The organism is Pseudarthrobacter sp. YAF2 (assembly GCF_052113345.1).
Classification (GTDB): Bacteria; Actinomycetota; Actinomycetes; order Actinomycetales; family Micrococcaceae; genus Arthrobacter.
Window position 1 is genome coordinate 1 of sequence record NZ_JBFRDA010000001.1, and the last position, 24,430, is coordinate 24,430.

General features: G+C 66.0%; 21 protein-coding genes and 1 tRNA gene. 9 read left to right on the forward strand and 13 right to left on the reverse strand.

Annotated features, from left to right (window positions below; all coding sequences use genetic code 11):
• The first annotated feature begins 302 nt into the window (after window positions 1-302).
• Window positions 303-1,064: an SDR family oxidoreductase gene (locus AB4Y79_RS00005; RefSeq protein WP_441857534.1), complete on the forward strand. Its 762-nt coding sequence runs from the start codon at window positions 303-305 to the stop codon at window positions 1,062-1,064.
• A gap of 55 nt (window positions 1,065-1,119) precedes the next feature.
• Window positions 1,120-1,842, forward strand: coding sequence for a Pr6Pr family membrane protein (locus AB4Y79_RS00010; protein WP_441857536.1), 723 nt, complete (start codon window positions 1,120-1,122; stop codon window positions 1,840-1,842).
• On the opposite strand, the gene AB4Y79_RS00015 is transcribed toward AB4Y79_RS00010, so the two are convergent.
• From AB4Y79_RS00015 to AB4Y79_RS00025, 3 genes are all read right to left on the reverse strand, one after another.
• A complete protein-coding gene (locus tag AB4Y79_RS00015; RefSeq protein WP_441857538.1) occupies window positions 1,819-2,196 on the reverse strand; it encodes a sterol carrier family protein in 378 nt (125 codons plus the stop codon). The genes AB4Y79_RS00010 and AB4Y79_RS00015 overlap by 24 nt on opposite strands.
• A 39-nt stretch (window positions 2,197-2,235) precedes the next feature.
• Window positions 2,236-3,252 carry an asparaginase gene (locus tag AB4Y79_RS00020; RefSeq protein ID WP_441857540.1) on the reverse strand — a complete coding sequence of 339 codons (1,017 nt, stop codon included), beginning with the start codon at window positions 3,250-3,252 and terminating at the stop codon, window positions 2,236-2,238.
• Between the two features lie 84 nt (window positions 3,253-3,336).
• Complete coding sequence (locus AB4Y79_RS00025; RefSeq protein ID WP_441857542.1) at window positions 3,337-4,932, reverse strand: molybdopterin-dependent oxidoreductase; 1,596 nt, start codon at window positions 4,930-4,932, stop codon at window positions 3,337-3,339.
• 99 nt (window positions 4,933-5,031) lie between these two features.
• Here AB4Y79_RS00025 and purD point away from each other — a divergent pair, with 99 nt between their 5' ends.
• Together purD and AB4Y79_RS00035 are read left to right on the forward strand one after the other, a co-directional pair.
• Window positions 5,032-6,348 carry a phosphoribosylamine--glycine ligase gene (gene purD, locus AB4Y79_RS00030; RefSeq protein ID WP_441858284.1) on the forward strand — a complete coding sequence of 439 codons (1,317 nt, stop codon included), beginning with the start codon at window positions 5,032-5,034 and terminating at the stop codon, window positions 6,346-6,348.
• Window position 6,349: 1 nt separating this feature from the next.
• On the forward strand, window positions 6,350-7,288 hold the full coding sequence (locus AB4Y79_RS00035) for a phosphoribosylaminoimidazolesuccinocarboxamide synthase (RefSeq protein ID WP_441857544.1): 939 nt from the start codon (window positions 6,350-6,352) through the stop codon (window positions 7,286-7,288).
• Window positions 7,289-7,338: 50 nt separating this feature from the next.
• Here AB4Y79_RS00035 and AB4Y79_RS00040 read toward each other — a convergent pair whose 3' ends face one another.
• Window positions 7,339-8,604: a helix-turn-helix domain-containing protein gene (locus tag AB4Y79_RS00040; RefSeq protein WP_441857546.1), complete on the reverse strand. Its 1,266-nt coding sequence runs from the start codon at window positions 8,602-8,604 to the stop codon at window positions 7,339-7,341.
• Between the two features lie 129 nt (window positions 8,605-8,733).
• Here AB4Y79_RS00040 and AB4Y79_RS00045 point away from each other — a divergent pair, with 129 nt between their 5' ends.
• Window positions 8,734-8,964: a hypothetical protein gene (locus AB4Y79_RS00045; RefSeq protein ID WP_308929837.1), complete on the forward strand. Its 231-nt coding sequence runs from the start codon at window positions 8,734-8,736 to the stop codon at window positions 8,962-8,964.
• A gap of 157 nt (window positions 8,965-9,121) precedes the next feature.
• On the opposite strand, the gene AB4Y79_RS00050 is transcribed toward AB4Y79_RS00045, so the two are convergent.
• The 5 genes from AB4Y79_RS00050 to AB4Y79_RS00070 all read right to left on the reverse strand — a co-directional run bounded on the left by AB4Y79_RS00050 (window position 9,122) and on the right by AB4Y79_RS00070 (window position 16,341).
• Window positions 9,122-9,198 (reverse strand) — tRNA-Pro (locus tag AB4Y79_RS00050).
• Window positions 9,199-9,281: 83 nt separating this feature from the next.
• The gene (locus AB4Y79_RS00055; protein WP_441857548.1) at window positions 9,282-11,108 is read right to left on the reverse strand and encodes an ABC transporter ATP-binding protein; all 1,827 of its coding nucleotides are present in this window, start codon (window positions 11,106-11,108) and stop codon (window positions 9,282-9,284) included.
• Complete coding sequence (locus AB4Y79_RS00060; RefSeq protein ID WP_441857550.1) at window positions 11,105-12,913, reverse strand: ABC transporter ATP-binding protein; 1,809 nt, start codon at window positions 12,911-12,913, stop codon at window positions 11,105-11,107. The genes AB4Y79_RS00055 and AB4Y79_RS00060 overlap by 4 nt, the downstream gene beginning before the upstream one ends.
• A 132-nt stretch (window positions 12,914-13,045) precedes the next feature.
• Window positions 13,046-13,990, reverse strand: coding sequence for a metallophosphoesterase (locus AB4Y79_RS00065; protein WP_441857552.1), 945 nt, complete (start codon window positions 13,988-13,990; stop codon window positions 13,046-13,048).
• 5 nt (window positions 13,991-13,995) lie between these two features.
• Entirely contained in the window at window positions 13,996-16,341 is a 2,346-nt protein-coding gene (locus AB4Y79_RS00070; protein ID WP_441857554.1) for a transglycosylase domain-containing protein, read from the reverse strand.
• Between AB4Y79_RS00070 and AB4Y79_RS00075 the strand changes: the two genes are divergently transcribed.
• From AB4Y79_RS00075 to AB4Y79_RS00085, 3 genes are read left to right on the forward strand one after another with little or no spacing between them, the layout of a single operon-like run.
• Window positions 16,340-16,495 (forward strand): DUF4177 domain-containing protein, encoded by a 156-nt coding sequence (locus tag AB4Y79_RS00075; RefSeq protein WP_009359196.1) that lies wholly within the window; start codon window positions 16,340-16,342, stop codon window positions 16,493-16,495. The two genes, AB4Y79_RS00070 and AB4Y79_RS00075, sit on opposite strands and share 2 nt — an antisense overlap.
• 1 nt (window position 16,496) lies before the next feature.
• Complete coding sequence (locus AB4Y79_RS00080) at window positions 16,497-17,030, forward strand: RidA family protein (protein WP_441857556.1); 534 nt, start codon at window positions 16,497-16,499, stop codon at window positions 17,028-17,030.
• A gap of 15 nt (window positions 17,031-17,045) precedes the next feature.
• Window positions 17,046-17,957, forward strand: a complete 912-nt coding sequence (locus tag AB4Y79_RS00085) for an NUDIX hydrolase (protein WP_441857558.1) — start codon at window positions 17,046-17,048, stop codon at window positions 17,955-17,957.
• A 74-nt stretch (window positions 17,958-18,031) separates the two neighbouring features.
• Here the strand turns inward: AB4Y79_RS00085 and AB4Y79_RS00090 are convergent, their stop codons facing one another.
• Window positions 18,032-18,709, reverse strand: coding sequence for a Crp/Fnr family transcriptional regulator (locus AB4Y79_RS00090; RefSeq protein ID WP_011775987.1), 678 nt, complete (start codon window positions 18,707-18,709; stop codon window positions 18,032-18,034).
• 196 nt (window positions 18,710-18,905) lie between these two features.
• Here AB4Y79_RS00090 and AB4Y79_RS00095 point away from each other — a divergent pair, with 196 nt between their 5' ends.
• Entirely contained in the window at window positions 18,906-20,090 is a 1,185-nt protein-coding gene (locus tag AB4Y79_RS00095) for a MarP family serine protease (RefSeq protein ID WP_441857561.1), read from the forward strand.
• A gap of 10 nt (window positions 20,091-20,100) precedes the next feature.
• Here AB4Y79_RS00095 and aroQ read toward each other — a convergent pair whose 3' ends face one another.
• The 3 genes from aroQ to AB4Y79_RS00110 form a co-directional block, all read right to left on the reverse strand.
• On the reverse strand, window positions 20,101-20,565 hold the full coding sequence (gene aroQ / locus AB4Y79_RS00100; RefSeq protein WP_441857563.1) for a type II 3-dehydroquinate dehydratase: 465 nt from the start codon (window positions 20,563-20,565) through the stop codon (window positions 20,101-20,103).
• 122 nt (window positions 20,566-20,687) lie between these two features.
• Complete coding sequence (locus AB4Y79_RS00105) at window positions 20,688-22,877, reverse strand: alpha-galactosidase (RefSeq protein ID WP_441857565.1); 2,190 nt, start codon at window positions 22,875-22,877, stop codon at window positions 20,688-20,690.
• A 150-nt stretch (window positions 22,878-23,027) separates the two neighbouring features.
• On the reverse strand, window positions 23,028-24,368 hold the full coding sequence (locus AB4Y79_RS00110; RefSeq protein WP_441857567.1) for an ABC transporter substrate-binding protein: 1,341 nt from the start codon (window positions 24,366-24,368) through the stop codon (window positions 23,028-23,030).
• Window positions 24,369-24,430 lie beyond the last annotated feature (62 nt).

Genomic DNA, 24,430 nt, shown 5'->3' on the forward strand with positions numbered 1-24,430 from the left:
GCATGATGTATTGGGCACGCTCGGTGCCCTGTTCCCTGATCAACGCATCCAGGGACTCAACCCACTCGGCAGTCTCTTCCGGATCACGATCAGGCAGCTGGTTAGTCAACCCGCTGAGGATATGGGAGGTATCTTCTCCTGCAGCCACGGCAGCCTCTTTTCATCGTCGAAATGCATCAGGCTTGTTTTCGTATTGTGAGAAAACAATTTTGCTATTCGAGATTATGGTACCGGGGAAGTAGTATGCAATTATGACCGGATCAGGCGAAGCGAACGTGATTAGCAGCCCCATAGACAACCGAATGAACACTCCCCACCCCGCCGTCCGCGTCGCCGTCGTCACCGGGGCCGGGTCCGGCATCGGCCGGGAGGTCGCCCGGCAGATGCTGGCCGACGGCTACCGCGTGGCGCTTGCAGGCCGGCGCGAGGCGCAGCTGAAGGAGGCGGCGGACGGCAGCCCGGACGCCCTGGTGGTGCCCTGCGACGTCACCCGGCCCAACGACGTCGAACGGCTTTTCGAGGCCGTCCGCCAAGAGTGGGGGCGCGTGGACGTCCTGTTCAACAACGCCGGGGTGTTCGGCCCGTCCGCCGGCGTGGACGAAATCAGCCTGGAAGACTGGAACGCCACGGTGGCAGTGAACCTTACCGGGTCAATGCTGTGCGCGGCCGCCGCGGTCCGGGCCATGAAGGCGCAGGAACCGCAGGGCGGCCGGATTATCAACAACGGATCGATCTCCGCCCACTCGCCGCGGCCGCGGACCGTGGCCTACACAGTCACCAAGCACGCGATAACCGGGCTGACCAAAAGCATTGAGCTGGACGGCCGCGGCTACGGAATCACGTGCGGACAGATCGATATTGGCAACACGGCCACCGACATCATGGACACCATCGGCGTCGGTTCCGGGCCCCTGCAGGCGGACGGCAGCCGCAAGGTGGAACCGATGTTCCCGGTGGCGGACGCGGCGCGCGCAGTACTGATGATGGCCAACATGCCTGCTTCGGCCAGCGTCGGCTCCGTGGTGGTCACCGCGGCCGGCATGCCCTTCATCGGCCGCGGGTAGGCACGCCGGACAGCCGTGGCGGGGCGGCCGTCCGCCCAGGGCCTAGGATCGGCACATGACTGCAAACAGGGGACTTGCACTTTTCCGCTTTTGGTTCGCGCTGCTGGGGTTCGTGGCGGTGATGTTCCAGTTGCTGCACCTGGTGCAGAACGTCCCGGGCGCCAGCGCCGCAAACTACTTCAGCTACTTCACGATCGAGTCCAACATCATCGCCTTCGTGACCCTTGGGATCTCCGGCTGGTTCGCCTGGAAGGGCGAGAGCCCGCGGTGGCTTGAGCTCCTCCGTGGCGCGGCCACCGTGTACATGACCATCACCGGGATCACATACAGCCTGCTGTTGAGCGACATCGACGTCAACACCCCCATCCCGTGGGTGAACGTGGTGCTGCACTACACCGTTCCCACCGTCATGGTGATCGACTGGCTGGTGGACCTCCCGCGGGAGCGGATTCCGGTCCGGACATCCCTGGTGTGGTTGGCTTTTCCGCTGCTGTACCTGGTCTACAGCCTGATCCGCGGCCCCATCGTGGACTGGTACCCCTATCCGTTCCTGGACCCGCGGACAGCCGGCTACGCCACGGTTGCGGTGATGTCGGTCCTGATTGCCGTGGCGGCGTTTGCTTTCGCCGTAGTGGCTGCCCTGTCCACGAAGCTGCAGAATTCGGTCCCGCACCCGGCCCGGATCTCCGCGGCGGAGTCCTCCGCGGGGCCGCGCGTCACCACCCGCGGCAGGCACTCGGGCGTTGAAGCAGGACTAGAGGGGCAGCAGGGCCGATAAGTCAGCGCGCAGGCCCGAGGCTGCCACCTTGCCCGCAGCGACTGCGTCTGCCCACGCCAGCTGGCCGGTGACCATCGCCAGCCAGGTGCCGGCGTCGCACTCAATCACGTTCGGCGGGGTGCCACGGGTATGCCGCGGGCCCTCCACGCACTGGGTGACGCCAAACGGCGGCACGCGCACCTCCACGGAGTTTCCCGGCGCCCGGGCGGTCACTTCCTCCAGGGAATACCGCACGGCCGTGGCCAGGACGGTCCGCGGCAGGGGAGCGCCGGACGGCGAACCGGCGCCTTCCAGCCATGCCGTCACTGCTGCTTTGCCTTCGTGGACATCAATACGGCGGCGGGCTGTGGCCATGCTTTCATTCTTCCTTTGGCGTTGTCAGGGGTTTTGCCACTAGTCCAGGAGCGCGGAAACTGCCGGACCCAGCCGGATCTTCCCTACCGGGCGGCCGCCGCCAAGCACCGGTGCCACCACTTTTTCCAGGGCGCTGGCGACTCCGGGGATCTCCACGGCACCGGCGGCCGCGAGCAGGGTGAGGGCCACCAGCGAGGTTGCCCGGACGTTTCCATCAAGGATCTTGACGGCCACTGAGACGCCTTGGGGTGTGGCCATCGCCAGGACGCCTTCGGCACCGATTTTGGCGATGATTTCCAGCTCGTCCATCACCAGGGTGTTGGCCTCTCCCCGGCCCTGCACCGCCCAGGGGTAGTCGAGCATTGACGTTGCAATCGTGGCGGCCCGGGCGCTGAAGCTGTGGTCGCCGGGGGCCTTGGCCAGCTGGGAGTAGGCGCGCGCCAGCCCTTTCAACGAAACCGCGGCCACCGGCGCCCCGCAGCCGTCGATGCCCAGGTGGGCGATCCGCTCGCCGGCGTATTCCTCGACGACGCTGCGAACGCGCTGCTGTAAGGGATGGTTGGGCTCCAGGTAGCTGTGCGTGTCCCAGCCGTTCTCGGTGCACGCCCAAAGGAAGGCCGCGTGCTTGCCGGAACAGTTGTACGCCAGCCGCGACTTACCCTTCTCTGAACGGACCAGCCAGTTCCGGGCCGTTTCGTCCTCCGGCCAGGCTTCCGGGCACTGCAATTGGTCTTCACGCACGCCCGCCGCCTTGAGCATGCCCGCCACCACATCCATGTGGTCCAGCGAACCGGTGTGGCTGCCGCACGCGATGGCCACCTGGGCGCCCCGCAGCGGTACGCCTGACTGCATGGAGGCCAGCGCCTGGAACGGCTTGAGGGTGGACCGGGCGTAGATGGGCGTGTTGATGTCGCCAAGCTCGGTGACCACCGAACCGTCGGCCGCAAGGAGCACGGCGGCTCCTATGTGCCGCGACTCCACGAAGCCGCTGCGTTCGATCACGGCCAGTTCGACGGCGGAGTCAACGGTGAAGGTGGCATGCGGATTATGCGGCATAGTGCCAGTCTATGGTCCAGCCTGCGGATGGGAGGCCACCGGCGGGCCACCTGCCTCCACCCATGGGCGCAGCCGGCTGCCGCCCTACTGGACGGTCACCATCACGGACTGCCAGCCCGACGCACCGTCAGGGACGGGATCGGCGCGCTGGTCCGTCTGCACCTGCCCGGTGCCGTCGGTGGCACGGACCTTGATGTAGTGCGGGCCCGGCGTGGCATCCCACTCGTAGGACCACTGCCGCCAGGTTACGGTGGAGGCTTCCGTGGAGAGGACCGTCTCTGTCCATTCCCCGTTGTCGATCTGGATTTCCACCTTGGTGATTCCCCGGGTCTGGGCCCAGGCCGTGCCGCCCACGGCAACCTTTCCGGCGGGAACCTTGGCGAAGGACTTGGGAACCTCCACGCGCGCCATCGTCTTGATGGGGCCGCGTTCGGACCAGCCCCGCTCAGTCCAGTAGGCCTTGCTGTCCGCGAACCGGGTGACCTCCAGGTCCACCACCCATTTGGTGGCGGAGACGAATCCGTAGAGCCCAGGGACCACCATCCGCACCGGGTAGCCGTGCTCCAACGGCAGCGGCTCGCCGTTCATGCCGATGGCCAGCATGGCGTCCCGCCCGTCCTGCAGGACCTCCAGGGGAGTGGAGGCGCTGAAGCCGTCGATGGACTTGGAGAGCACCATGTCCGCCCCGTCCTTGGGCTTGGCCCGGGCAAGGACGTCGCGGATGGGCATGCCCAGCCATTTGGCATTTCCGGCGAGGTTGCCGCCCACCGGGTTGGAGACGCAGGTAAGCGTGACGTGCGATTCGATCAGGCTGGCGTCCAGCAGGTCCTGGAACGTGAGGGTGACTTCCTGCTCCACCAGACCGTGCACGCGGAGTTCCCAGTCGTTGACGTTGATTTCCGGGACGCTCAGCGCCGTGTCGATCCGGTAAAAATCGGCGTTGTCCGTCAGCCACGGCGTTACCCCCGGGACGGGCGACTGCACGCCGGCGGGAACGGCGGCTGCGGCCTTGGCAGGTGCGGGCAGCGTGAGCCCTTCGCGCGCCTTGGCGACGTTGTTGCGCGCCGCCCCCAGCAACCGGCCGCCCGTGGCGGCGATGCCGGCTGCCACGGCGGTGATCCCGGCCGCAGCGAAGAAACGACGACGGCTGGATCCTTCGTGCCCAAGCCGGGCATCGGCGTCGGCTGCCTGGTCCGCCGGCGCTTCCGGCCAGGGTTTGCTCTCCTTCAGCCGCCACAGGGGCGCCATGAGCAGGCGAAGGACCACCAGGCCCGCGATTGTTCCCAGCACGGACGGGATGGCGTCCACCCCGCTGACGCCCGCGCGGGTCACGACGCATGCAACGATCACGGCGCCCATGAACAGGACGCCGAGGACGCCCAGCACCCATTTCCGGTAGGCCACGATGCCCAGGACGCAGGCGAGCAGCGCGATGGTCACGCCCATGCCCACGAACAGCGCCGCCTTGTCGTTCGTGCCGAACGTGGTGACTGCGAAGTCCTTCAGCCGGGGCGGAGTGAAGTCGATAAAGGTCGACCCCAGCGCGAACAGCGGGGTTGCCCTGGCGGTGAAGAATGCGCCGATCAGCTCCGCAACGGCAAGTACGACGGCGGCTGCCACCACACCTGCCAGCGCGGCCAGTGCGGAGGGTCCTGTCATGCGGTTCCGAAGCTTTGTCATGGTGGTTGTTCGGAGCGGCGGGGAATCCGGATTGACGGGGCGGGCCGCGAAGGTCACAGCTTAGGAGCGGGAAGGGTGCACAAAGTACCCTTGGAGACTGTGAAGGTACTCGTCATTGGCCCCGGAGGCCGCGAACACGCCATTGTCCGCTCCCTGCTTGCCGACCCCAACGTGTCCGAAGTCCACGCGGCGCCCGGCAATGCCGGTATCAGCAAGCTGGTGCCCACCTACGACATCAACGGCAACGATCCCCAGGCTGTTGCCGAACTGGCTGTCCGGCTCACCGTTGACCTCGTGGTGGTGGGCCCCGAGGCTCCGCTGGCCGCCGGCGTGTCCGACGCCGTGCGTGCCGCCGGCATTCCCGTTTTCGGCCCCAGCAAGGCAGCAGCACAACTTGAGGCGTCGAAGGCCTTCGCCAAGGAGGTCATGGCGGAGGCAGGCGTTCCCACGGCCATGGCCATGGTGGCCACCAACTCCGAGGAAGCCGAGTCCGCGCTGGACACCTTCGGGGCGCCCTACGTCGTAAAAGACGATGGCCTGGCCGCCGGAAAGGGCGTGGTGGTCACCAGCAACCGGGACGAAGCCCTGGCTCACGCCCAGTCCTGCTTCGATGCCGGCGGAACCGTGGTGATCGAGGAGTTCCTGGACGGCCCCGAGGTCTCCCTCTTTGTCCTCTGCGACGGGCACAACACGGTAGCCCTTTCGCCTGCCCAGGATTTCAAGCGCATCTTCGACAACGACGACGGCCCCAACACGGGAGGCATGGGCGCCTACACCCCGCTCGATTGGGCCCCCGAGGGCCTCGTGCAGGAAGTCCTTGACCGGGTGGCGCAGCCCACCGTGAACGAAATGGCGCGCCGCGGCACGCCGTTCGTGGGCGTGCTCTTCGTCGGGCTGGCCCTCACCTCCCGCGGAACCCGCGTCATCGAATTCAACGTCCGCTTCGGCGACCCCGAAACGCAGGCGGTCCTCGCCCGGCTCAAGACCCCCCTGGGTGCGCTGCTCATGGCCGCCGCCAAAGGCGAACTGGACAAGGCAGAAGAGCTGCGCTGGTCCAAGGAGTCAGCCGTCGCCGTCGTCGTGGCCTCCGAAAACTACCCTGGCACTCCCCGCACCGGTGACCGCATCCGCGGGCTGAAGAAAGTGGACGCCCTCGAGGGTGTGCACGTCATCCACGCCGGGACCGCCCTGGATGACGAGGGCAAGGTGGTCTCGGCCGGCGGCCGCGTCCTGGCCGTCGTCGCCCTCGGCAGCGACCTGGTGGAGGCTCGGGAACGAGCCTACGACGGCGTCGAGCTGGTCCAGCTGGAAGGCTCCCAGTACCGCAGCGACATTGGCCGCAAGGCCGCCCGCGGGGAAATCAAAGTGCCGTACGGCGCCACCGGATCTCTGCCCGTAGTGAAAGCGAAGGCCTGACATGAGTGGAACTTCAGAGAACCGCGGCTACGCCGCCGACACCCTGGACCTGCCGGGATGGACGCACGTCTACTCCGGCAAGGTGCGCGACCTCTACGAACCGGCCGACGAATCGATCGTTCAGCGCCTGGGCCAGGATTGCGTCCTGGTGGTGGCCAGCGACCGCATCAGCGCCTATGACCACGTGCTCTCCAGCGAGATCCCGGACAAGGGCCGCATCCTCACCCAGCTGAGCCTCTGGTGGTTCGACCAGTTGGGCGTTGAGCACCATGTGCTCGGGTCCACGGTGGACGATGGCGTGCCTGCCGCAGTGGAAGGCCGGGCCATGATCTGCAAGAAGCTGGACATGTTCCCGGTGGAGTGCATTGCCCGCGGCTACCTCACGGGTTCCGGGCTGCTGGAGTACAAGGCGTCCGGGACGGTGTGCGATATCCCGCTTCCGGAGGGGCTGGTGGATGGATCCCGGCTGGAGCACGCCATCTTCACCCCGTCGGCCAAGGCACTGATCGGCGAGCACGACGAGAACATCACCTATGACGCCGTGGTGGCGCTGGTGGGGGATGACATCGCTGCCCGCCTGAGCGAGCTGACCCTGAAGATCTACACGACGGCGGAGAAGGTGGCGCGGGAACGCGGCATCATCCTGGCGGACACCAAGGTGGAGTTCGGCTATGACGCCGTCTCCGGGTCCATCACCCTGGGCGACGAGGTGCTGACCCCTGATTCTTCCCGGTTCTGGGATGCGGCAACCTACAAGCCGGGGCAGGCCCAGCCGTCCTACGACAAGCAGTACGTGCGGGACTGGCTGACCTCGGCCGAGTCAGGTTGGGACAGGTCATCCGACACCCCGCCACCGGCGCTGCCCGCCGACGTGGTGGAGCGCACCCGCAGCCGGTACGTCGAAGCGTACGAGAAGATCACCGGAAAGAAATTCTCCTGACCCGTGGCTAAGCCAGGTGGACCCGTTGACGCGGGTTTCGCCTGGCTTGGTCAGCTGGCTTTCGCCGCCGCTGCCGCGCGCTTTTGGGCCAGCTTGATTTCAAGGATCGCGTCCAAAGCCTGCTGGACCCGGTCCTGGGCGCCTGCCGCGGCAAAGGCCTTCTGGGCTTCCTCCAGGTGGACCAGCGCTTCGTCGGTGTCACCGGCAGCCTTGAGCGACTTGCCCAGGAGAAGTGAGACCTCACCGGCCGTGTGCTTGGCGAGGCTTGCGCGCTCGGCGTGGATTTCGCGGAGTTTCTCGACGGCGGCCACGATGTCCCCGGTCAGGTACAGCCAGCGGGCACGGATGAACGCCACCTCCAGCTGGTCGGACTTGTTTCCACCTACGATCGACAATGCCAACTCGGCACGTTCGATTGCGGACAGGGTTTCCGGCTCGACGATTCCGGAGGACAGCCGCACCGCCGCTGATGCCTTGTTGAACCGGGCCCACAGCCCGATGTCATTGGCAGGGGAGAGCAACCGGGCTGCCCGCTCGTGGTGCTTTACGCCTTCCGTGTAGTCGTGCCGCATGAAGGCGACGTTTCCCACCACCCAGGCCACCTCGCCGGCGAGCTGGCTCATCGAGAATTCGTCCACGTGCTCGATCATGGCCTGGCAATACCCCCAGGCTTCATCAAGCCGTCCGCTTTCGGCCAGCGCACCGATCAGGGCGTGGTGGGCGTTGATGATCAGGGTGGATCCCTTGGGCAGCTGCCTGCACAGGTCCACCGCCTGGATTCCCTGGTCCACCGCGAGGCTCAGCTGGCCTTGTCCCTGGTAGATTCCGGCGAGCATCTGGTGTGCCCGGACGGCAAGCCCTGCCGATTCCCTGGCCATCGGATGCTCCAGCAGGTGCTGCATGATCTTCTGGGCTTCCCGCCAGTTGCCCTGCTTGATCAGGCACTCGGCCTGCATGTACGTCATGTTCCACCACGCACTGGTGTTCCGCCCCTCGAGGGCGATCTTCGCGGCCGTGGCCGCGTGGCTTGCCGCCAAGGGGTAATCGCGCAGGTCCCACGCCTGCCGGGCGTAGAGGCCGGCCAGTACATATTCGGCGTCGCTGACGGAAATGGGTTGGCTCCAGGCCTCCAGGGCCTTCGGCGCCAGCTCCAGCCTGCGCGCAAGTTCCTCGATAACTTCCGCGGTCGGTTCGCGCCGGCCGGTTTCCAGCAGTGAAATATAGCTTGGTGAGTACAGGTCCTTGCCCAGTTCGGCCTGTGTCAGTCCGCGCTCAAGGCGCTCCGCGCGGAGCTTTTCTCCGAACCCGTTGCCCACGCGTATCCTCCTTTTGGACAAGTGGGGCCGATGGATGCTTGACAGCCCCTGTGGAAAATATTTTACAATGTGTGTCAACAAGGACAGTGCTGGCTTTGTAACGAATCCGACTCGTATTGAGGAACTTATATGTTCAAGAAGATCGCAACCGCGGCCGTCCTGGCCGGGGCCCTGGCTTTTTCCGCGGCAGCTCCGGCTGTCCTGGCCTCAGGCTCCGTCGCCGATAATTCGAGTGTGTCGGTAGCAGTAGGCAACTGGCCTGACCCCGCCTCCGCAAAGGTGAAGAAGGACAAGAGCACCAGCACGACTACTACTACTACCGTCACCACGTACGTGGGCAACTGGCCTGACCCTGCATAAACAGCTTCCTCATCCAGGAGGCGAGGACGGCCCCGGAGCAGTTGCTCCGGGGCTGTTCCTTTTAAGGAGCCGTACCTTTTGGCGGCGGTTCCCGGCGGGGGCGTAACCAAATAGAGATACGAAAAGAGGGCCTCCAATGGAGACCCTCTTTTCGTTATGGTCGGGATGACAGGATTTGAACCTGCGACCTCTTCGTCCCGAACGAAGCGCGCTACCAAGCTGCGCTACATCCCGATCCGCTGCAAAAGCAACTTTACAAGGATAGCCGATGGCGGGGCCCGATGCGAAATCCGGATGCCCGGGGCGCGGCCGGCGGCTTAGACCAGGGAATCCTTCCACGCCCCGTGCAGGTCCGCGAAGCGGCCGCCGCCGCCGATCAGTTCCTCAGGCGTGCCGTCCTCCACGATCCGGCCGTCGTGCACCACCAGCACCCTGTCAGCCGTCTCAACCGTGGACAACCGGTGCGCGATAATCAGAGCCGTCCTGCGCGCAGCCTCCGTCCCGGCGAGCAGGCGGGCCAGCCCGGCCTGCACCAGCCGCTCCGACGGGATGTCCAGGGACGAGGTGGCCTCGTCCAGGATCAGCACAGCCGGCCGCGCCAGGAAGGCCCGGGCGAAGCTGATCAGCTGCCGCTGCCCGGAAGAAACCCTGCCGCCGCGCTTGTTGACGTCGGTGTCGTAGCCTTCGGGGAGTTCCAGGATGAAGTCGTGCGCCCCAACGGCCTTGGCTGCTTCCTCGATCTCGGCACGCGTTGCTTCCGGCCGGCCCAGTGCGATGTTGTCCGCCACCGAGCCGCTGAACAGGAAAGCTTCCTGGGTGACCATGACGATGTTCCGGCGGAGGTCGGTGGTGGCCAGGTCGCGGAGGTCCACGCCGTCCAAGGTCAGCTTTCCCGAGGTGACGTCGTAGAACCGGGCGATGAGTTTTGCCAGGGTGGACTTGCCGGCACCGGTCTGTCCCACCAGGGCAACGGTCTGACCGGCCGGGATATCCAGGTTCAGGAGGGGCACCACCACGGGCCCGTCGCCGTAGCGGAATTCCACGTCCTTGAAGTTGATCCGACCGGTGGCTTGGGGAAGCGGGACCGGGTTCTTCGGCGGCCGGACCGTGGGTACCTCTTCGAGGAGCCCGGACACCTTTTCAAGCGCGGCCTGCGCGCTCTGGAACGAGTTGTAGAACATGGCCATCTGGTCCACGGGCTGGAAGAACCGCTTGGTGGAGAGGATGAGGGCCAGTAGCACGCCCACTGCCAGGTCTCCACCCAGTACCCGGAATCCGCCGAACAGCAGCACCACCGCCACGCAAACGTTGCCGATCAGCACCAGCCCCGGCTGGAAGATGCCGTTGAGGTTGATGGAGCGGACGGTGACCAGGCGGTAGTCTTCGGCGAGGTCTCCGTAGGTCTGCGAGTTTTCCTTCTCCTTGCGGAAGGCCTTGACCGCGCGGATGCCGGTCATGGTTTCCACGAAGTGCACGATCAGCCGTGCCGAAACCACGCGGGATTCGCGGAAGGCGATCTGGGAATGTTTCTGGTACCAGCGGGCCAGGAAGAACATGGGCACGCCGGCGGCCAGGACCAGCAGGCCGCTGCGCCAGTCAAGGGCAAAGATGGTGGCGGCGGTGAACGCCATGAAGAGCATCCCGGAGGCCAGCGAGCTGACGCCGGAATCGAGGAGTTCGCGCAGCGCCTCCAGGTCCGAGGTCTGGCGGGCAATGATCCGGCCGGACGTGTACTTCTCGTGGAACTCCAGGCTGAGCCGTTGGGTGTGCCGGAAGACGCGGACGCGCAGGTCCAGCAGCATGGCCTGGCTGAGCCGTGCGGTGGAGGTGACATACAGGGCGGTGAGGCCCGCCGTCGCGATGGCCGCCAGCAGGTAGGCGACGCCGGTAAACACCAGCGGGAGGTTGTCCCCGGACCGGAGGGCCGGGAGTGCATGGTCGATCCCGAAGGCGATCAGTGCCGGGCCTGCCACCCGGGCTGCCTGGGACAGGACCACCATGGCGATGGTCAGCCAGAACCGTACCCGCACCGGCCGGATCAGCGACCCCAGCAAGGCGAGCGACCGTCGTCGGACCGCCCTGCTGTCGCTCTTGCTGAGGTGGGCGTTGTCTTCGTTGGCGGTGCCGAACGTTGCCGTGCTCATCGGGTCACTTCCTCTGCTTGGTCCTCAAGCGCTGACAGCTCGGAGTCAAGGTCCCGCGGCTCACGGTCCAGGCTGGCGATGACGTACCGGTAGTGCTGGTTGCGGGCCAGCAGCTCCGTATGCGTGCCGACGTCGGTGATACGGCCGTCCTCCAGCAGTGCCACCCGGTCGGCCAAGGCCACCGTGGACGGCCGGTGGGCCACGATCAGGGTGGTGGTGTCCTTGAGCACCTCGCGGAGGCGGGCTTCCACCAGTTCCTCGGTGTGGACGTCCAGGGCTGAGAGGGGATCATCCAGGACCAGGACACGTGGACGGGCGGCGATGGCGCGTGCCAGGGCAATGCGCTGGCGCTGGCCGCCGGACAAGCTCAGGCCTTCCTCGCCGATCAGCGTGTCCACGCCCTGTGGCAGGGAATGGGAGAAATGCGCCTGCGCCACGTCCAGGGCCTCCTCCAGGACCTCGTCGCTGCGTACCGGCGCGCCGAGCAGGACGTTGTCCCGCACGGAATTGGAGAAGAGCGTGGTGTCCTCGAAGGCCACCCCGACGATCCTGCGCAGTTCCTCCACGTCGAAGTCGCGGATGTCCACTCCATCGATGCTGATGGCACCGTCCGTGACGTCGTAGAGGCGGGGAACCAGCTGGATGAGCGCACTCTTGCCGCTGCCGGTGATGCCCACGAGGGCCATGGTTTCGCCGGGCCGCACCTCAAGGTTGATGTCTTTGAGGATCGGCTTGTCCGGCGCGTCCTCAAAGGCGAACGTTGCGTTGTCGAAGCGCAGCGCGCCGGCCAGCTCACCCGGGCGGCGGGCTTCGGCGGGGCTGGCGATGGTGTTCTGCGTATCCATCACTTCGTAGTGGCGGTCGACGGCGGTCTTGGCCGTGAGTGCCATGGCCAGCAGCATGCCGGAAAATTCCACGGGCGAGGCGATGACGGCGGCCGTTGCGAAGAACGCCACCAGGGAGCCGATGCTCAGCTGGCCGCTGGCGCACAGCATGACGCCCACCACCAGGCCGGATCCCAGCGCCAGTTCGGGGAGCAGGGTGACCACCATGGTGAACGCGGCCTGGTGGCGCGCCTTCTCGATTTCCGTCTGGCGCAGTTCCTCGGCTTGTTCGTTGAAATTCTCGAGGGCTTCACGGCTGCGGCCAAACGCTTTGAGCACGCGGATGCCGTGGACCGATTCCTCCACCGTGGTGGCAAGATCGCCTGCCTGGTCCTGGCTGCGCCGCGCCACTTTGCTGAACCGGGTGCGGAACCTGAAGCTGTTGATGGTGATGGGCACGGCGGCGGCCAGGAAGATCAGCGCCAGCTGCCAGCTCATGGCGAACATGGCCACGATCCCGATAATCACGGTGAGGGTAGTGACCACCAGCATGATGGCGCCGAAGGCCATCCATCGGCGGAGGAAGTTCAAGTCCGTCATGGCCCTGGACAGCAGCTGGCCCGAACCCCAGCGGTCGTGGAAGGAGACGGTCAATTCCTGCAGGTGGTCGTAGAGCGATACCCGCATCCTGGTTTCCACCGTGGTGGCGGGGTTGATGACAAACTGCCGGCGGAGCGCCACCAGCCCGGCCTCTGCGATGCCCAGCACCAGGATGACGCCGGCGGAAATCCACACCCCGTCCGTGGTAGCCCCCGGCTGCAATGCCGTATTGACCAGGACCCGCAGTACCTGGGGGATGGTCAGGGCAACGATACTTGCCGCCAGCGCACAAAGAAGCCCCAGCAGAAGCCGGGGGAAGATGGGCCGGACGTGCGGATAAAGACGGCTGATTGATCTGAAAAATGGAGTCTGCTTGGCCATGCCCGCTTCTCAAGCTCTAAAACGAATGTAGTTTCCTCTAGCAACTACCCTATGCCATGGGGTGAGACGATTCACAGGGGTCGCCGCCCGGCCGGCCGGCTTGCCCAGTTATTGCAGTCCGTAATGTGCTGGTCACCCTCGGGAGGTCAACGTCAGCAGGACCGCCTCCGGCTTGCAGGCGATCCTTACCGGGGCGAAGCGCGAGGTGCCGATGCCGCCGGAGACGTTGACCGGCGTCGTGCGCCCGTTGTTTGACCAGTCGTTGAGGCCTTTCGCGCGCCAGGTGGGCAGGTCGCAGTTGGCGACGACGGCACCGTACCCCGGGATGCACAACTGGCCGCCATGCGTGTGGCCGGCGAGCAGGAGGTCCGCGCCGGCTTCCGTGAAGTGGTCCAGCACCCGCTGGTACGGGGCGTGGATGACCGCGACCTTGAGGTGGTCGTTGGCGTCCTGGTTGACCGTTCCGCGGGGCCAGCCGGCGTACCGCTCGCGGTTCAGGTGCGGATCGTCAACGCCGGAGAAGTCGAAGCGCATGCCGTTCAGGATCAAGGACTGGTGGCGGTTGGTCAGGTCCACCCAGCCGCCCATGCCGAACCCGGACCGGAGACGCGGCCAATCCAGTGCAGTCGGCTTCGGCGAGGCCTTGGAGGGTCCCAGCAGGTAGGACGCGGGGTTCTTGAACGTTGGAGCGAAGTAGTCGTTGGAGCCCGGAACAAAGACACCCGGAAACTGCAGCAGCGGCTTCAACGCAGAAAGGAGCGGGTCCACGGCTTTCACATGGCTGAGGTTGTCGCCGGTATTCACCACCAGGTCGGGCTGCAGGTCCGCCAAGGAGGCGAGCCACTGGGCCTTCTTCTGCTGCCCCGGCACAAAGTGGATGTCGCTTACATGCAGGATGCGGAACGGGTTGCGCCCGGGCGGGAGGATGGCCAGGGTCTCCTCGCGGACGACGAACTGGTTCTTCTCCCACAAACCGTAGCCGAAGGCCGCCATCCCGGCCGCCGTTCCGGCACCTGCAGCAACGGCAAAGCCGCGCCCGATTGAACGGGCCCGGCTTGCCAGGCTATCGATCCTCATGCGTGCTAGCCCTTGCCATTGTTGCCGTTCTTGCTCGGGGCCGGGGCCGGTGCCTGGGTGGCAGGTGCCTGGGTTGCAGGGGCCGCAGGCGCCTGGGTGGCTTGCGGGCTGCTCTGGGCGGGAGCCGAGTTGGGAGTGGTTCCGTTGACCATGTTGCTCGGCGGCGCCGGGAACGGGTTGGTGCCGTACCCCGGAGCGATCTTGGTCATGAAGTTCGAGAACATGGGACCGGCAATCATGTAACCGTCAATGCCCTGGTAGAACTTTCCGTTGACGGTGATGTTCTGGCCGGCGCGGCCCTGGTTGCCCAAGGGGTCACCAAACCATGCAGCCGTAGCCAGGCCCGTGGTGTGGCCAACAACCCAGGTGGAGCCGTTGAGGTTGGACGTACCCGTCTTGGCGCCGATCGGGAAGCTTGTCTTGGTCGACAGGCGGGGCTGGATCAACGAGCCCGACCCCCTGTTCATGACTTCCTGCAGCGCGTAGTTCACGCCCCGGGCAACCTCGGGCTTGACGGCGTCGCGGCAGTTGCTCGACTGGGCAGGCAGCTGCTTGCCGGTGGCATCGGTCACCGAGGTGATCGCGATCGGTTCGCAGTACTTGCCGTCGTTCGCGAACGTGGCGAAGGCGCTGGCCATGGTCAGCGGTGACGTCTGGGTGGACCCCAGCAGGTTGCCCAGTGTCATCATGTCTACCTTGGGGTGCGGCTCGCTGCCATCCGTCGACGGGAGGCCGCTGTGCAGGCCAACTGCATCGACCATCTTTTGGATGCCGCAGAAGTCCAGCTGTGCCGCGGACGCAAACGTCACCGTGTTGATGGAGTTGTAGAGCCCCTCAAGGACGGTCAGCGGCCTGTACCATTGCGGCTCGGCGTTTTGGAGGTCGTCCGCGGCGCCCAGGGACTTCTGTGCCGTGTTGTAGGCGCCGTTGACCTTGCCGCAGGTGTTCTTCCACGGGTAGCCAAGGGGGTAGACGCGCTGGGCCGCGTTGACCACCGTGTTCATGGTCTTGCCCTCATTGAGCCACTCAGCAAAGGTGAACGGCTTCATGGTGGAACCCGGCTGGAACCCGCCGACGCCGTTGAGGTCGTTCCCGTCCTTGTCCAGCTGATCAACGTTGAAGTTCAACTGGGAGTTAAAGCCGCTTGGGCCGGCCAGGAACGACGTGTTCTGGGCCATGGAAATGATCTTGCCGGTGCCGGGCTGCACGGACACCATGGAGGCGCCCCACTTATCGGGGTTGGCGCCGGCAGCGGCATCAGACTGTTCCTGGGCCGTGGCCTGCGCCTTGGGGTCCAGGGTTGTGGTGATCGTCAGGCCGCCACCGTAAATGAGCCGCTGGCGGTCCTTGACCTCCGCACCATAGGCCGGGTTGTTCTCCAGCAAGTGCAGGACGTAGTCGCAGAAGTACGGTGCGGTGGCGGCATAGGCGCAGCCCTGCTTGGGCTGGGTGACCTTCGGTTCAACCGGAGTGGCCACGGCGGCCTGGTATTCGTCCGCGGTGATCTTGCCCTGGTCCTTCATCAGTCCCAGCACCAGGTCGCGGCGCTGCTTGGACTTTTCCGGGTTGGTGATGGGATCGAAGGCGGACGGGCTGTTCACCAGGCCGGCCAGGAGCGCCGCCTGCGGCAGGGTCAGGTCCTTGGCGGTAGTGCTGAAGAAGTAGCGGGAGGCGGCCTCGATGCCGTACGCGTCCCGGTTGAAGAAGACGATGTTCAGGTAGCCCTCAAGGATCTGGTCCTTGGTGAACTCCTTCTCCAGGGCGATGGAGAGCTTCATCTCGCGGAGCTTGTCGCCAACACCCTTGTTGACGCCGTTGAGCTTGATCTGTTCCTCTTCGCCGGCTGCTGCGAGGTTGGCGTTGAGGACGTTGTTGACGTACTGCTGGGTGATGGTGGACGCACCCTGCTTGTTGCCGCGGGCGGTGGCGACCAGCGCCCGCAGGATGCCGGTGGTGTCCACACCGCCGTGCTCGTAGAACCTGCTGTCCTCCACAGCGATGATGGCGTTCTTCATGTTCGGCGAAATCTGGTCCAGCGGAACCTTGGTGCGGTTCTCCGTGTACACGCTGGCGATCTCACTGCCGTCCGCAGCCAGAATCCTGGTGGTCTGGTTGGGCGGATCAACCTTCAGTTCCGCAGGGAGGGAATCGAAGAAGTTGATGGAACCGCTTGCCGCGCTGCCGGAGACGGCAGCGGCAGGGACCAGAAGGCCCGCCACCAGGACACCGCAAATCGCGCTCACACCGAGGAAAAGAAGGATCTTACCCAGTGTGGTGGCAGTGTCGAATAAGGGGTTGTTGCGAGTCGCCATGTTTTCCACTTTACCGGCAAGGGCTACGCTTTCTGTCATGACCAAATGGGAGTACGCGACGATTCCGCTCATTATTCACGCCACGAAACAGATCCTCGACCAGTGGGGGGAGGACGGCTGGGAGCTTGTCCAGGTGGTGCCCGGACCTGACGGGAACGGCCTTGTCGCCTACCTGAAGAGGGAGAAGCAGTAGCATGAGCACCCCCGCAGAAGCCCGGTCCGGCGCCGCAACGGCGCCCGCATCCGCCGTCGAACAGCGCCTGGCGGAACTTGGCATCACCCTCCCGCAGGTCGCCGCTCCGGTGGCGTCCTACGTCCCCGCCATTGTCTCCGGCAACCATGTCTACACTTCAGGTCAGCTGCCGTTTATTAACGGCAAACTCGAAGTTACGGGCAAGGTATCGGCCGGTACCGAAGGGTTCGCCGACGAGCCCACGGTGTCCCCCGAAGACGCGCAGAAGTATGCCGCTGTGTGTGCCGTGAACGCCTTGGCTGCGGTCAAGAGCGTCATCGGCGACCTGGACCGGATCACCCGCATCGTCAAGGTGGTGGGATTCGTTTCCTCGGACCCGTCGTTCACGGGCCAGCCCGCCGTCATCAACGGTGCTTCGGAACTGCTGGGCCGCGTCCTTGGCGACGCCGGGCAGCACGCGCGTTCCGCCGTCGGCGTTTCCGTTCTTCCGCTCGACTCTCCCGTAGAAGTCGAACTGATCGCCGAATTCAGCTAGGACCGGTTACTTCCCTTGCCTCACCTCGCACGACGCCTTTTCGCGCTTCCCCAGGACCTTGAAGGGGCGGCTCAGAGCTGGCTCGAACACGGCGAGCGGACTCCCCGGGCCGCGCGCTACGCCTCTTCTGTTGTCCTCCTGCGTGATTCCCCCATCGGCCTGGAAACGTGGCTGGGTTACCGGCCTGGTTCCTCGCCGTTGGGTGTCCTCGCCTTCCCCGGCGGTTCCCTTGACCCGGCCGACGACGACGCCTTGGGCTGGCTGGGCCCCTCACCGCAGCATTGGGCCGAGCAAATGGGGACGGTCGACGTCGGGCTGGCGCGTCGCCACGTGGTGGGTGCCATCCGGGAACTCTTCGAAGAGACGGGCATTTTGCTGGCCGGGCCGGACATGTCCAACACCGTGGAGGCCACGTCGTCGTCCGAGTGGATGCGTGCCCGCATCGCTGTCGCGGACCAGGAGAAGACACTTGCCCAGGTGCTTGGCAAGCGCGGCCTGTCCTTGCGGACGGACCTGCTCAAATCCCTCGTTAACTGGCGCAGCCCCGATTTTGCCCACCGCCGGTTCGACACCCGGTACTTTGCCGCCACTGTCCCGCTGGGCCAGGAGCCCTCGCTGCTTGAGGGCAAAGGCGTGTGGGGAAGATGGGTCAACGCGGCGCAGGTGGTGCAGGAACGGAATACCACCGCACTCGGGGACGAGGCCGGCCAGGACAACACCGTGGGCCGTCCCCTGGGCGAGCTGCTGGTTCCCGGCTCGGAGATCATGATCGAAAAGATGGCGGCCGCCAACGGCTGCATCGCCTACCTGAGCTACAAGCGCAAGCCCCACGTCTACCAGCCGGTCCTGGTGGAAGAGGACGGCAAGCTCATGCTTGAGGTGGAGGCCGCCAAGACCGTGGCAGGGGACCACCAGCGCGAACGCTGAAACCCGGTGGCCCGCCCTGGAAGCCTCCATCCAACGAAAAAGGCCGCCCCTCGGGGCGGCCTTTTTCGTGTGTCCTAGCGGGAGCGCTGGCGGAGGCGCTGCATGTCCAGGATGACCACGGCGCGGGCCTCGAGGCGGAGCCAGCCGCGCTGGACGAACTCGGCGAGGGCCTTGTTGACGGTTTCGCGGGAAGCGCCCACCAGCTGGGCCAGTTCCTCCTGTGTCAGCTCGTGTGCCACCAGGACGCCGTCGGTCGCCGGCCGGCCGAAGCGGTCCGCGAGGTCCAGCAGGGCCTTGGCCACGCGGCCCGGAACATCTGAGAAGACCAGGTCGGAGAGGGAGTCGTTGGTGCGGCGCAGGCGGCGGGCCAGGGCCTGCAGCAGCTGGGCGGAGACCTCGGGGCGGGTGCGCAGCAGGGCGTTGAGGCTTTCGTTCTTCAGCCCGGCAAGCCTGGTTTCGGAGACGGCTGTGGCGGTGGCCGTGCGGGGGCTGGGATCGAACAGGGCCATTTCGCCGAAGAGTTCGCCCGGACCGAGGATGGCAAGGAGGGATTCGCGGCCATCCGGGGAGGTGCGGCCGAGCTTCACCTTGCCGGAGACGATGAAGTAGAGCTGGTCGCCCTGGTCTCCCTCACGGAACACGGATGCGCCGCGGGAAAGGTCCACCTCGGTGAGCTCGTCCGTCAGCAGACGGAATGCGTCGTCGTCGAGCGTGGCGAAAAGGGGTGCTCGGCGCAGTACCTCGATGTCCATGAAACCTCCTGAGTAAAAGTATCGGCTGTGGCGCTTGTGCCATTGTTTCAGAATTTTCAAGGTTCTGTGACGAACTTGGCAGCCGAAACGTCCGGCAGCACCCGGATCCGGGTACGTCGGAGGGCGGTGTACCCCACAGAAGTTTGTCAGTGTCCGCCACTAGAATGGGGGTTCAACTGTTGAATAAGGAGCCTTTGTGGTCGGCTTGACTGTCCTGGACCTCGTCCTGATCCTGGCGCTGCTGTCGTACCTGATTTACGGCCTTCGCAATGGGTTCCTGGTCACCGTCGGCGGCCTGGCCGGTTTCGCGGCCGGCGCCGTCGCGGCGTTCTTTGCCGTCCCCCTGGTCAGTACCTTCGTTGCCGACTCCGGGTGGAGGCTGACCGCCATCATCGCCGCCGCCGTCGTGCTTATGGCCCTGGGACATGGGCTGGGCACCATGGTGGGCCGGCAAATCCGCGGCGCCATGCGGATCCGGCCGCTGCGCGCCGTGGACCGGCTGGTGGGCGGGGCGCTGAACCTGGTGGTGTCCGCGCTGGTGATGTCCATGCTGGCCTTCAGTGTCAGCTCCCTCGGCGTGCCCGTCGTGTCGCAGCAGTTGGCCGAATCCAAGGTGATCCGGTTCATCGACGGCCTCACCCCCACCCCGGTCAAGACGACCATGGCCGAGCTGCGTTCGACGGTGATCGGCAACGGAATACCTACGTTGTTCGAAGGCCTGGGCCAGGGCCAGCCGGTCCAGGTGCCCAATGCCAGTACCAATACTCCCGCCTTGAACAAGGCGGCCCAGTCAGTCCTGCGGATTGCCGGCACGGCGTACGAATGCGGCCAGAACCAGACCGGCACCGGATTCGTGGTGTCCCAGGGCCGCGTGGTCACCAACGCGCATGTGGTGGCGGGCGTGTCGCAGCCCGTCGTGGAGATGCCCGACGGCGGCGCGATGCCGGGGCGTGTGGTCTACTTCGACACCAAGCGGGATCTGGCCGTCCTGGCGGTGGACAACCTGCCGTCCCAGCCGCTGCCGCTAAGCCGCGACCTGCCCGGCGGCAGCCAGGCCGCCTTCGCCGGGTACCCCCACGGTGGCCCGTTCCAGTCGAAACCGGCCACCGTGCAGGACATCGCCACCGTGCTGGTGCCGGACATCTACGGAAACAACCCGTCACCGGAAGACATCTACCGCCTTGCGGGGGATGTGCAGCCGGGGAACTCGGGCGGCCCGCTGCTGACCACCGACGGCCAGGTGGCCGGCGTGGTCTTTGCCAAGGCAACCTCGGACGCGGAGGTGGGATTCGCCATCACCATGAGCGACCTGAACCCGGTGGCGCAGCAGGCGCCCGCCCTGTCCACACCCGTCTCCTCCGGGCAGTGCATCCAGAAGTAGGGGCTGCGGGTTACAGGACCTCGGCCAGGTAGTCGATGGCTAGCTTGTAGCCGAACACGCCGGCGCCCACGATCACCGCTGCGCACACCGGCGACAGGTAGGAATGGTGCCGGAATTCCTCCCGCTGGTGCACGTTGGTGATGTGCACCTCGACGGCGGGCAGCTGCACCGCCGCCAGGGCGTCACGGAGCGCCACGGAGGTGTGCGTGAAGGCGCCGGCGTTGAGGACAATGCCGACGGCGTTCTGCCGGGCAGCGTGGATGGTGTCCAGCAGGACGCCTTCGTGGTTGGACTGGACGCACTCCACCGCGAAACCGTGCTGCTCTCCGGCGGAAGCGGCCAGTTGCTCCACGTCGGCGAGGGTCGAGGTGCCGTACTTCTCCGGCTCCCGCGTGCCCAGCAGGTTCAGGTTGGGGCCGTTGATAACGAGGATGGTGCCGCGGCCGGCTTCGACGGTGGAGGAGGCTTCAGTCATGCCTGCAAATCTATCGGCTGGCGCTGCCCGCCGCGCATTCTTACGTTCCCCAACCCTTCGATTGCTCCGTACTTGTCGTTTTGGGCGGTCTAAACGACAAGTGGGGAGCAATCGATGGGTGTTTAGAGTGCCGTGACCTTGAGCAGCAACGCGTGCTCGGGGTTCAACATGGGCATGGGCAGCCCCACTTCGGCCAGGAACCGGCCGTTGGCTACCGCGCCGCCTGCAAGCCAGGCCGGGGGCTGGACCTGCATGAAGGTATGGGCGTAGTCGGCGTCCACCGGTGCGGGGAAGGCGGCTTCCACCCGGTAGCTGCGCTCCGCGTCCAACCCGGGAATGCCCATCCGGCCGGGCGTCTCCGACGCCGACGTGCGCATGCTCACGGCGGCGAACAGGGCCGCCGTCGCACCTGTAACGGGCGTGGGAGCAAGCACGCCGTAAAGCTGGAAGGCGTCATCGGCGATGTCCGCGTGGACCGGGCTGCCGCTGTGGATCAGGTTCCGGTGCTCCTTGTATAACCCCACCAGGCGCCGGAGCTCTTCCCGCTCCTTGCCTTGGACGCCGCGGACGTCCCATTCCATCCCGAAGTGGCCGAAGAGGGCGGTGATGGCCCGGAAAGAGAGGTCGTGGGTGCGGGCAGTGGTGTGCGAGGTGGTGGGGCCGATGTGGCTGCCCACCAGCTCGGGCGGGATCACGACGCCGGTCCAGCGCTGGATGGTCTGCCGCTCCAGTGCGTCGTTGCAGTCCGAGGCCCAGATGCGGTCGGTCCGCTCCAGGATGCCCAGGTCCACGCGGGCGCCGCCGGAGGAGCAGCTCTCGATTTCGACGCCGGGATGGGCTTTGCGGAGTTCATCGAACAGCCGGTAGGCGGCCAGCGTCTGTGCATGGACGGAGGAGCGTCCGGCGTGACCGTGTTCCAGCAGGTCCCGGTTCTGGTCCCATTTCAGGTAGCTGATGTTGTTTTCGCTAAGGAGAGCGTCAATGCGATCGTAGATGTACTGCCACGCCTCCGGGTTCACGAGGTCGATGACATGCTGGTTGCGCCACTCAAGCGGCAGCCTGCCGCCGTCCTTGTGCGCCGCGGCGGACGGACCCACGATCCAGTCCGGGTGCGCCCGGGCCACGTCCGAATCAAGGTTGACCATTTCAGGCTCCACCCAGAGGCCGAACTCCATGCCGCGGGAGGTGACGGCGTCGATCAGCGGGGTCAGGCCGTCCGGCCACACGGTCTCGTCGACGTACCAGTCGCCCAGTCCGGCGTGATCGTCGCGGCGCCCGCGGAACCAGCCGTCGTCGAGCACGAAGCGCTCCACGCCAAGGTCCGCGGCGGAATCAGCCAACTCGATCAGCGTGTCCAGGTTGTGGTCGAAATAGACGGCCTCCCAGGTGTTCAGCACCACCGGGCGCGGCTTTCCGGCGGGCAGTCCGGTGGCTGCGGCGGGCAGCACGTGGTGCGGCCGGGACCGGAACCAGCTGTAGAAGGCCTCGCTGATGCCGTCCAGGCCGTGCCCGGAATAGGCGGCGAACAGGGCCGGGGTGGTGTAGCCGGCACCTGGCGCAAGGATGACCTCGGCCGGTCCCAGGAGTTCGGAGCCGCCGATCACGGTGCGGCCGTCGCCGATGGTGTCCGCGAACTGTTCGTGGTTGCCGCTCCAGGCCAGGTGCGTTGCCCACACCTTGCCGTGGCGGTTGCCGAAGCCCTCGGTGCCTGCGGCGAAGAGCAGTGACGAGTCGTGTCCCGTGCGGCCGTGCCGGCCGGTTCGGACCCAGGTGCCCTGCTGGATGCGTTGCCGTTGCGGGTGGCGTTCCCGGCACCAGCGGCCGGTGAGGTCAAGGAGTTCGACGGCGTCGGGGGCCACGGGGAGGACGGTTGCCAGTTCGTCGAGTTGGTAGGGTGTGGTGCCGTCATTGGTGACGGTGTGGCGCAGTTCCAGCAGGCCGCCGTCGTGGAGGGTGAGGGACGTCGAGACGCTGATGCCGGCGTCGGGATCAGCCTGGCCGATTGTGGCGGTGCGGCCCTCAGCGTTGACGGAAGTAACGCGGAGGCGGGACGAGAAGTCGAAGCCGGAGCCGTCGCCGGTGATGCGGTGCCCGCGCAGGGCGGGACGGCCCCGCCACGAGGAGGATGCCTGGGGGAGGAGGCTTGCGGGTACGCGGGCGTCGACCGAAGAGGGCCCGATGGGTCCGGCCAGGAAGCCCAGGTCCGGCAGCCCCGCGCCCAGGTCGGCGCCCCAATGGATGACCTCGGCCTCCCCGCTGTCGAAGCTGATCAGCAGGCTGGTGCCGGCGGAACGGAGATACAGGGGGTCCATAGGTGGTCTCTTTCAGTGTTCAGCGTTGCGTCTTAAGTTACGCACAGGAGGGAAATCCGGGAAGGGGTGGCCGGGCGCCGCCGCCGCGAGGAGGAGGAAGGCGGCGCCCGGCCGGTGGCTGCGACCACATACGCAGCCACGCTTGGGGTGTTACTTGAACAGGGCGTTGACCTGGTCGTTGGCCTGGGTCAGGGAGCTGGCCTTGGCCTTGCCGGACACCACGGCGTCCATGGCCGGCTTCATGATGCCGTCAACCTTGGCGGAGTTGTCCGCGATCGGGTAGAGGAACGTGGTGCCGTCCTTGACCTGCTGGCTGAACGGGGTCACATCCACGCCCTTGGCCTTGAACGCTTCCACTGCCTTGTCGGCCGAGGTCTTGATGGCCGGGAAGACGACTGCCTTCGCAGCCACCACGTCCTGGCATGCTGCGGAGCCCAGGTACTCCACCCACTTGATGGCGGCCTCCGGCTTCTTGGTGCCGGCGTAGATGGAGTCCGCCAGGCCGTTGTACATGCTGGCGCGCTTGCCGTCGGCCCCTGTGGGCGTCGGGGCGATGCCCACCTTGACGTCCTTGTAGCCGGTGTACTGGCCGATCATCCACGAACCGTTGGCGTTGATGACGGACTTGCCGGCGGCAAAGGTGTCCGCCATGCTGGCGCCCACCGTGGTTTCAAGCTTCGGCATGTAGCCCTTGTCCACCAAACCGGCGAACCAGTCGATGCTTTCCTGGAACTTGGGGTCGTCGTAGTTGAAGTGCTTGCCCCACGGGTTCTTGTCCGTGTGCGTCCAGCCGGTGGTGCCGGTCAGGTAGCTCCACTCGGTCTGGCCCTGGCCGGAGCCGGAGCCGTTGAGGCCGAGCCCGTAGACGGCCACGTTGTTCTTGTCGAAGCCTGGCTCGTCGCCGCGCTTGCCGTTCTTGTCCACGGTCAGGTGGGCGATCGTCTTTTCGTACGTGCCGCCGTTCTGGGGGTTCCAGGTCAGGTTGGCCATCTGCTCCGGCGTGACGCCGGCGTCGGCTGCGAGCTTGGTGTTGTAGAACAGGGCGATGGTGTCCCAGTCCTTGGGGAGGCCGTAACGCTTGCCGTCCTGGCCCACCCAGAGGTCCGCGAGCCCGGAGTTGTAGGCGCCGGTGTCGATGTTGTCCTTCTTGACGGAGTCATCGAGGGCGAGCAGCTGCTTGTTCTTGATGAATTCGGGGTATTTGCCCAGGTGGTCGGTGAACACGTCCGGGGCGGTGCCGGCCACAAAGCCGTTGTTGAGGGTGCCCCAGTAGTCGTCCCAGCCCCGCTGTGTGACCTTGACGGTGATGTCCGGGTTGGCCTTGTGGAAGTCCTCGGCACACTGCTTGTACGCGGGGAGCTGGTTGGCGTCCCACAGCCAGTAGTTGATTTCGCCCTTGCCGGCCTCGGCGGATCCTCCGCCTCCGCAGGCCGAGAGTGCCAGGACTGCGGCCGCCGCTGCGGCGAGGGAGGTGAGTGCTTTCTTTTTCATGGGTGTTCCTTTCACAGTGCTTCCGGGCAGGCCGCCATGGCCCGGCGCCGGGGATGGGACGG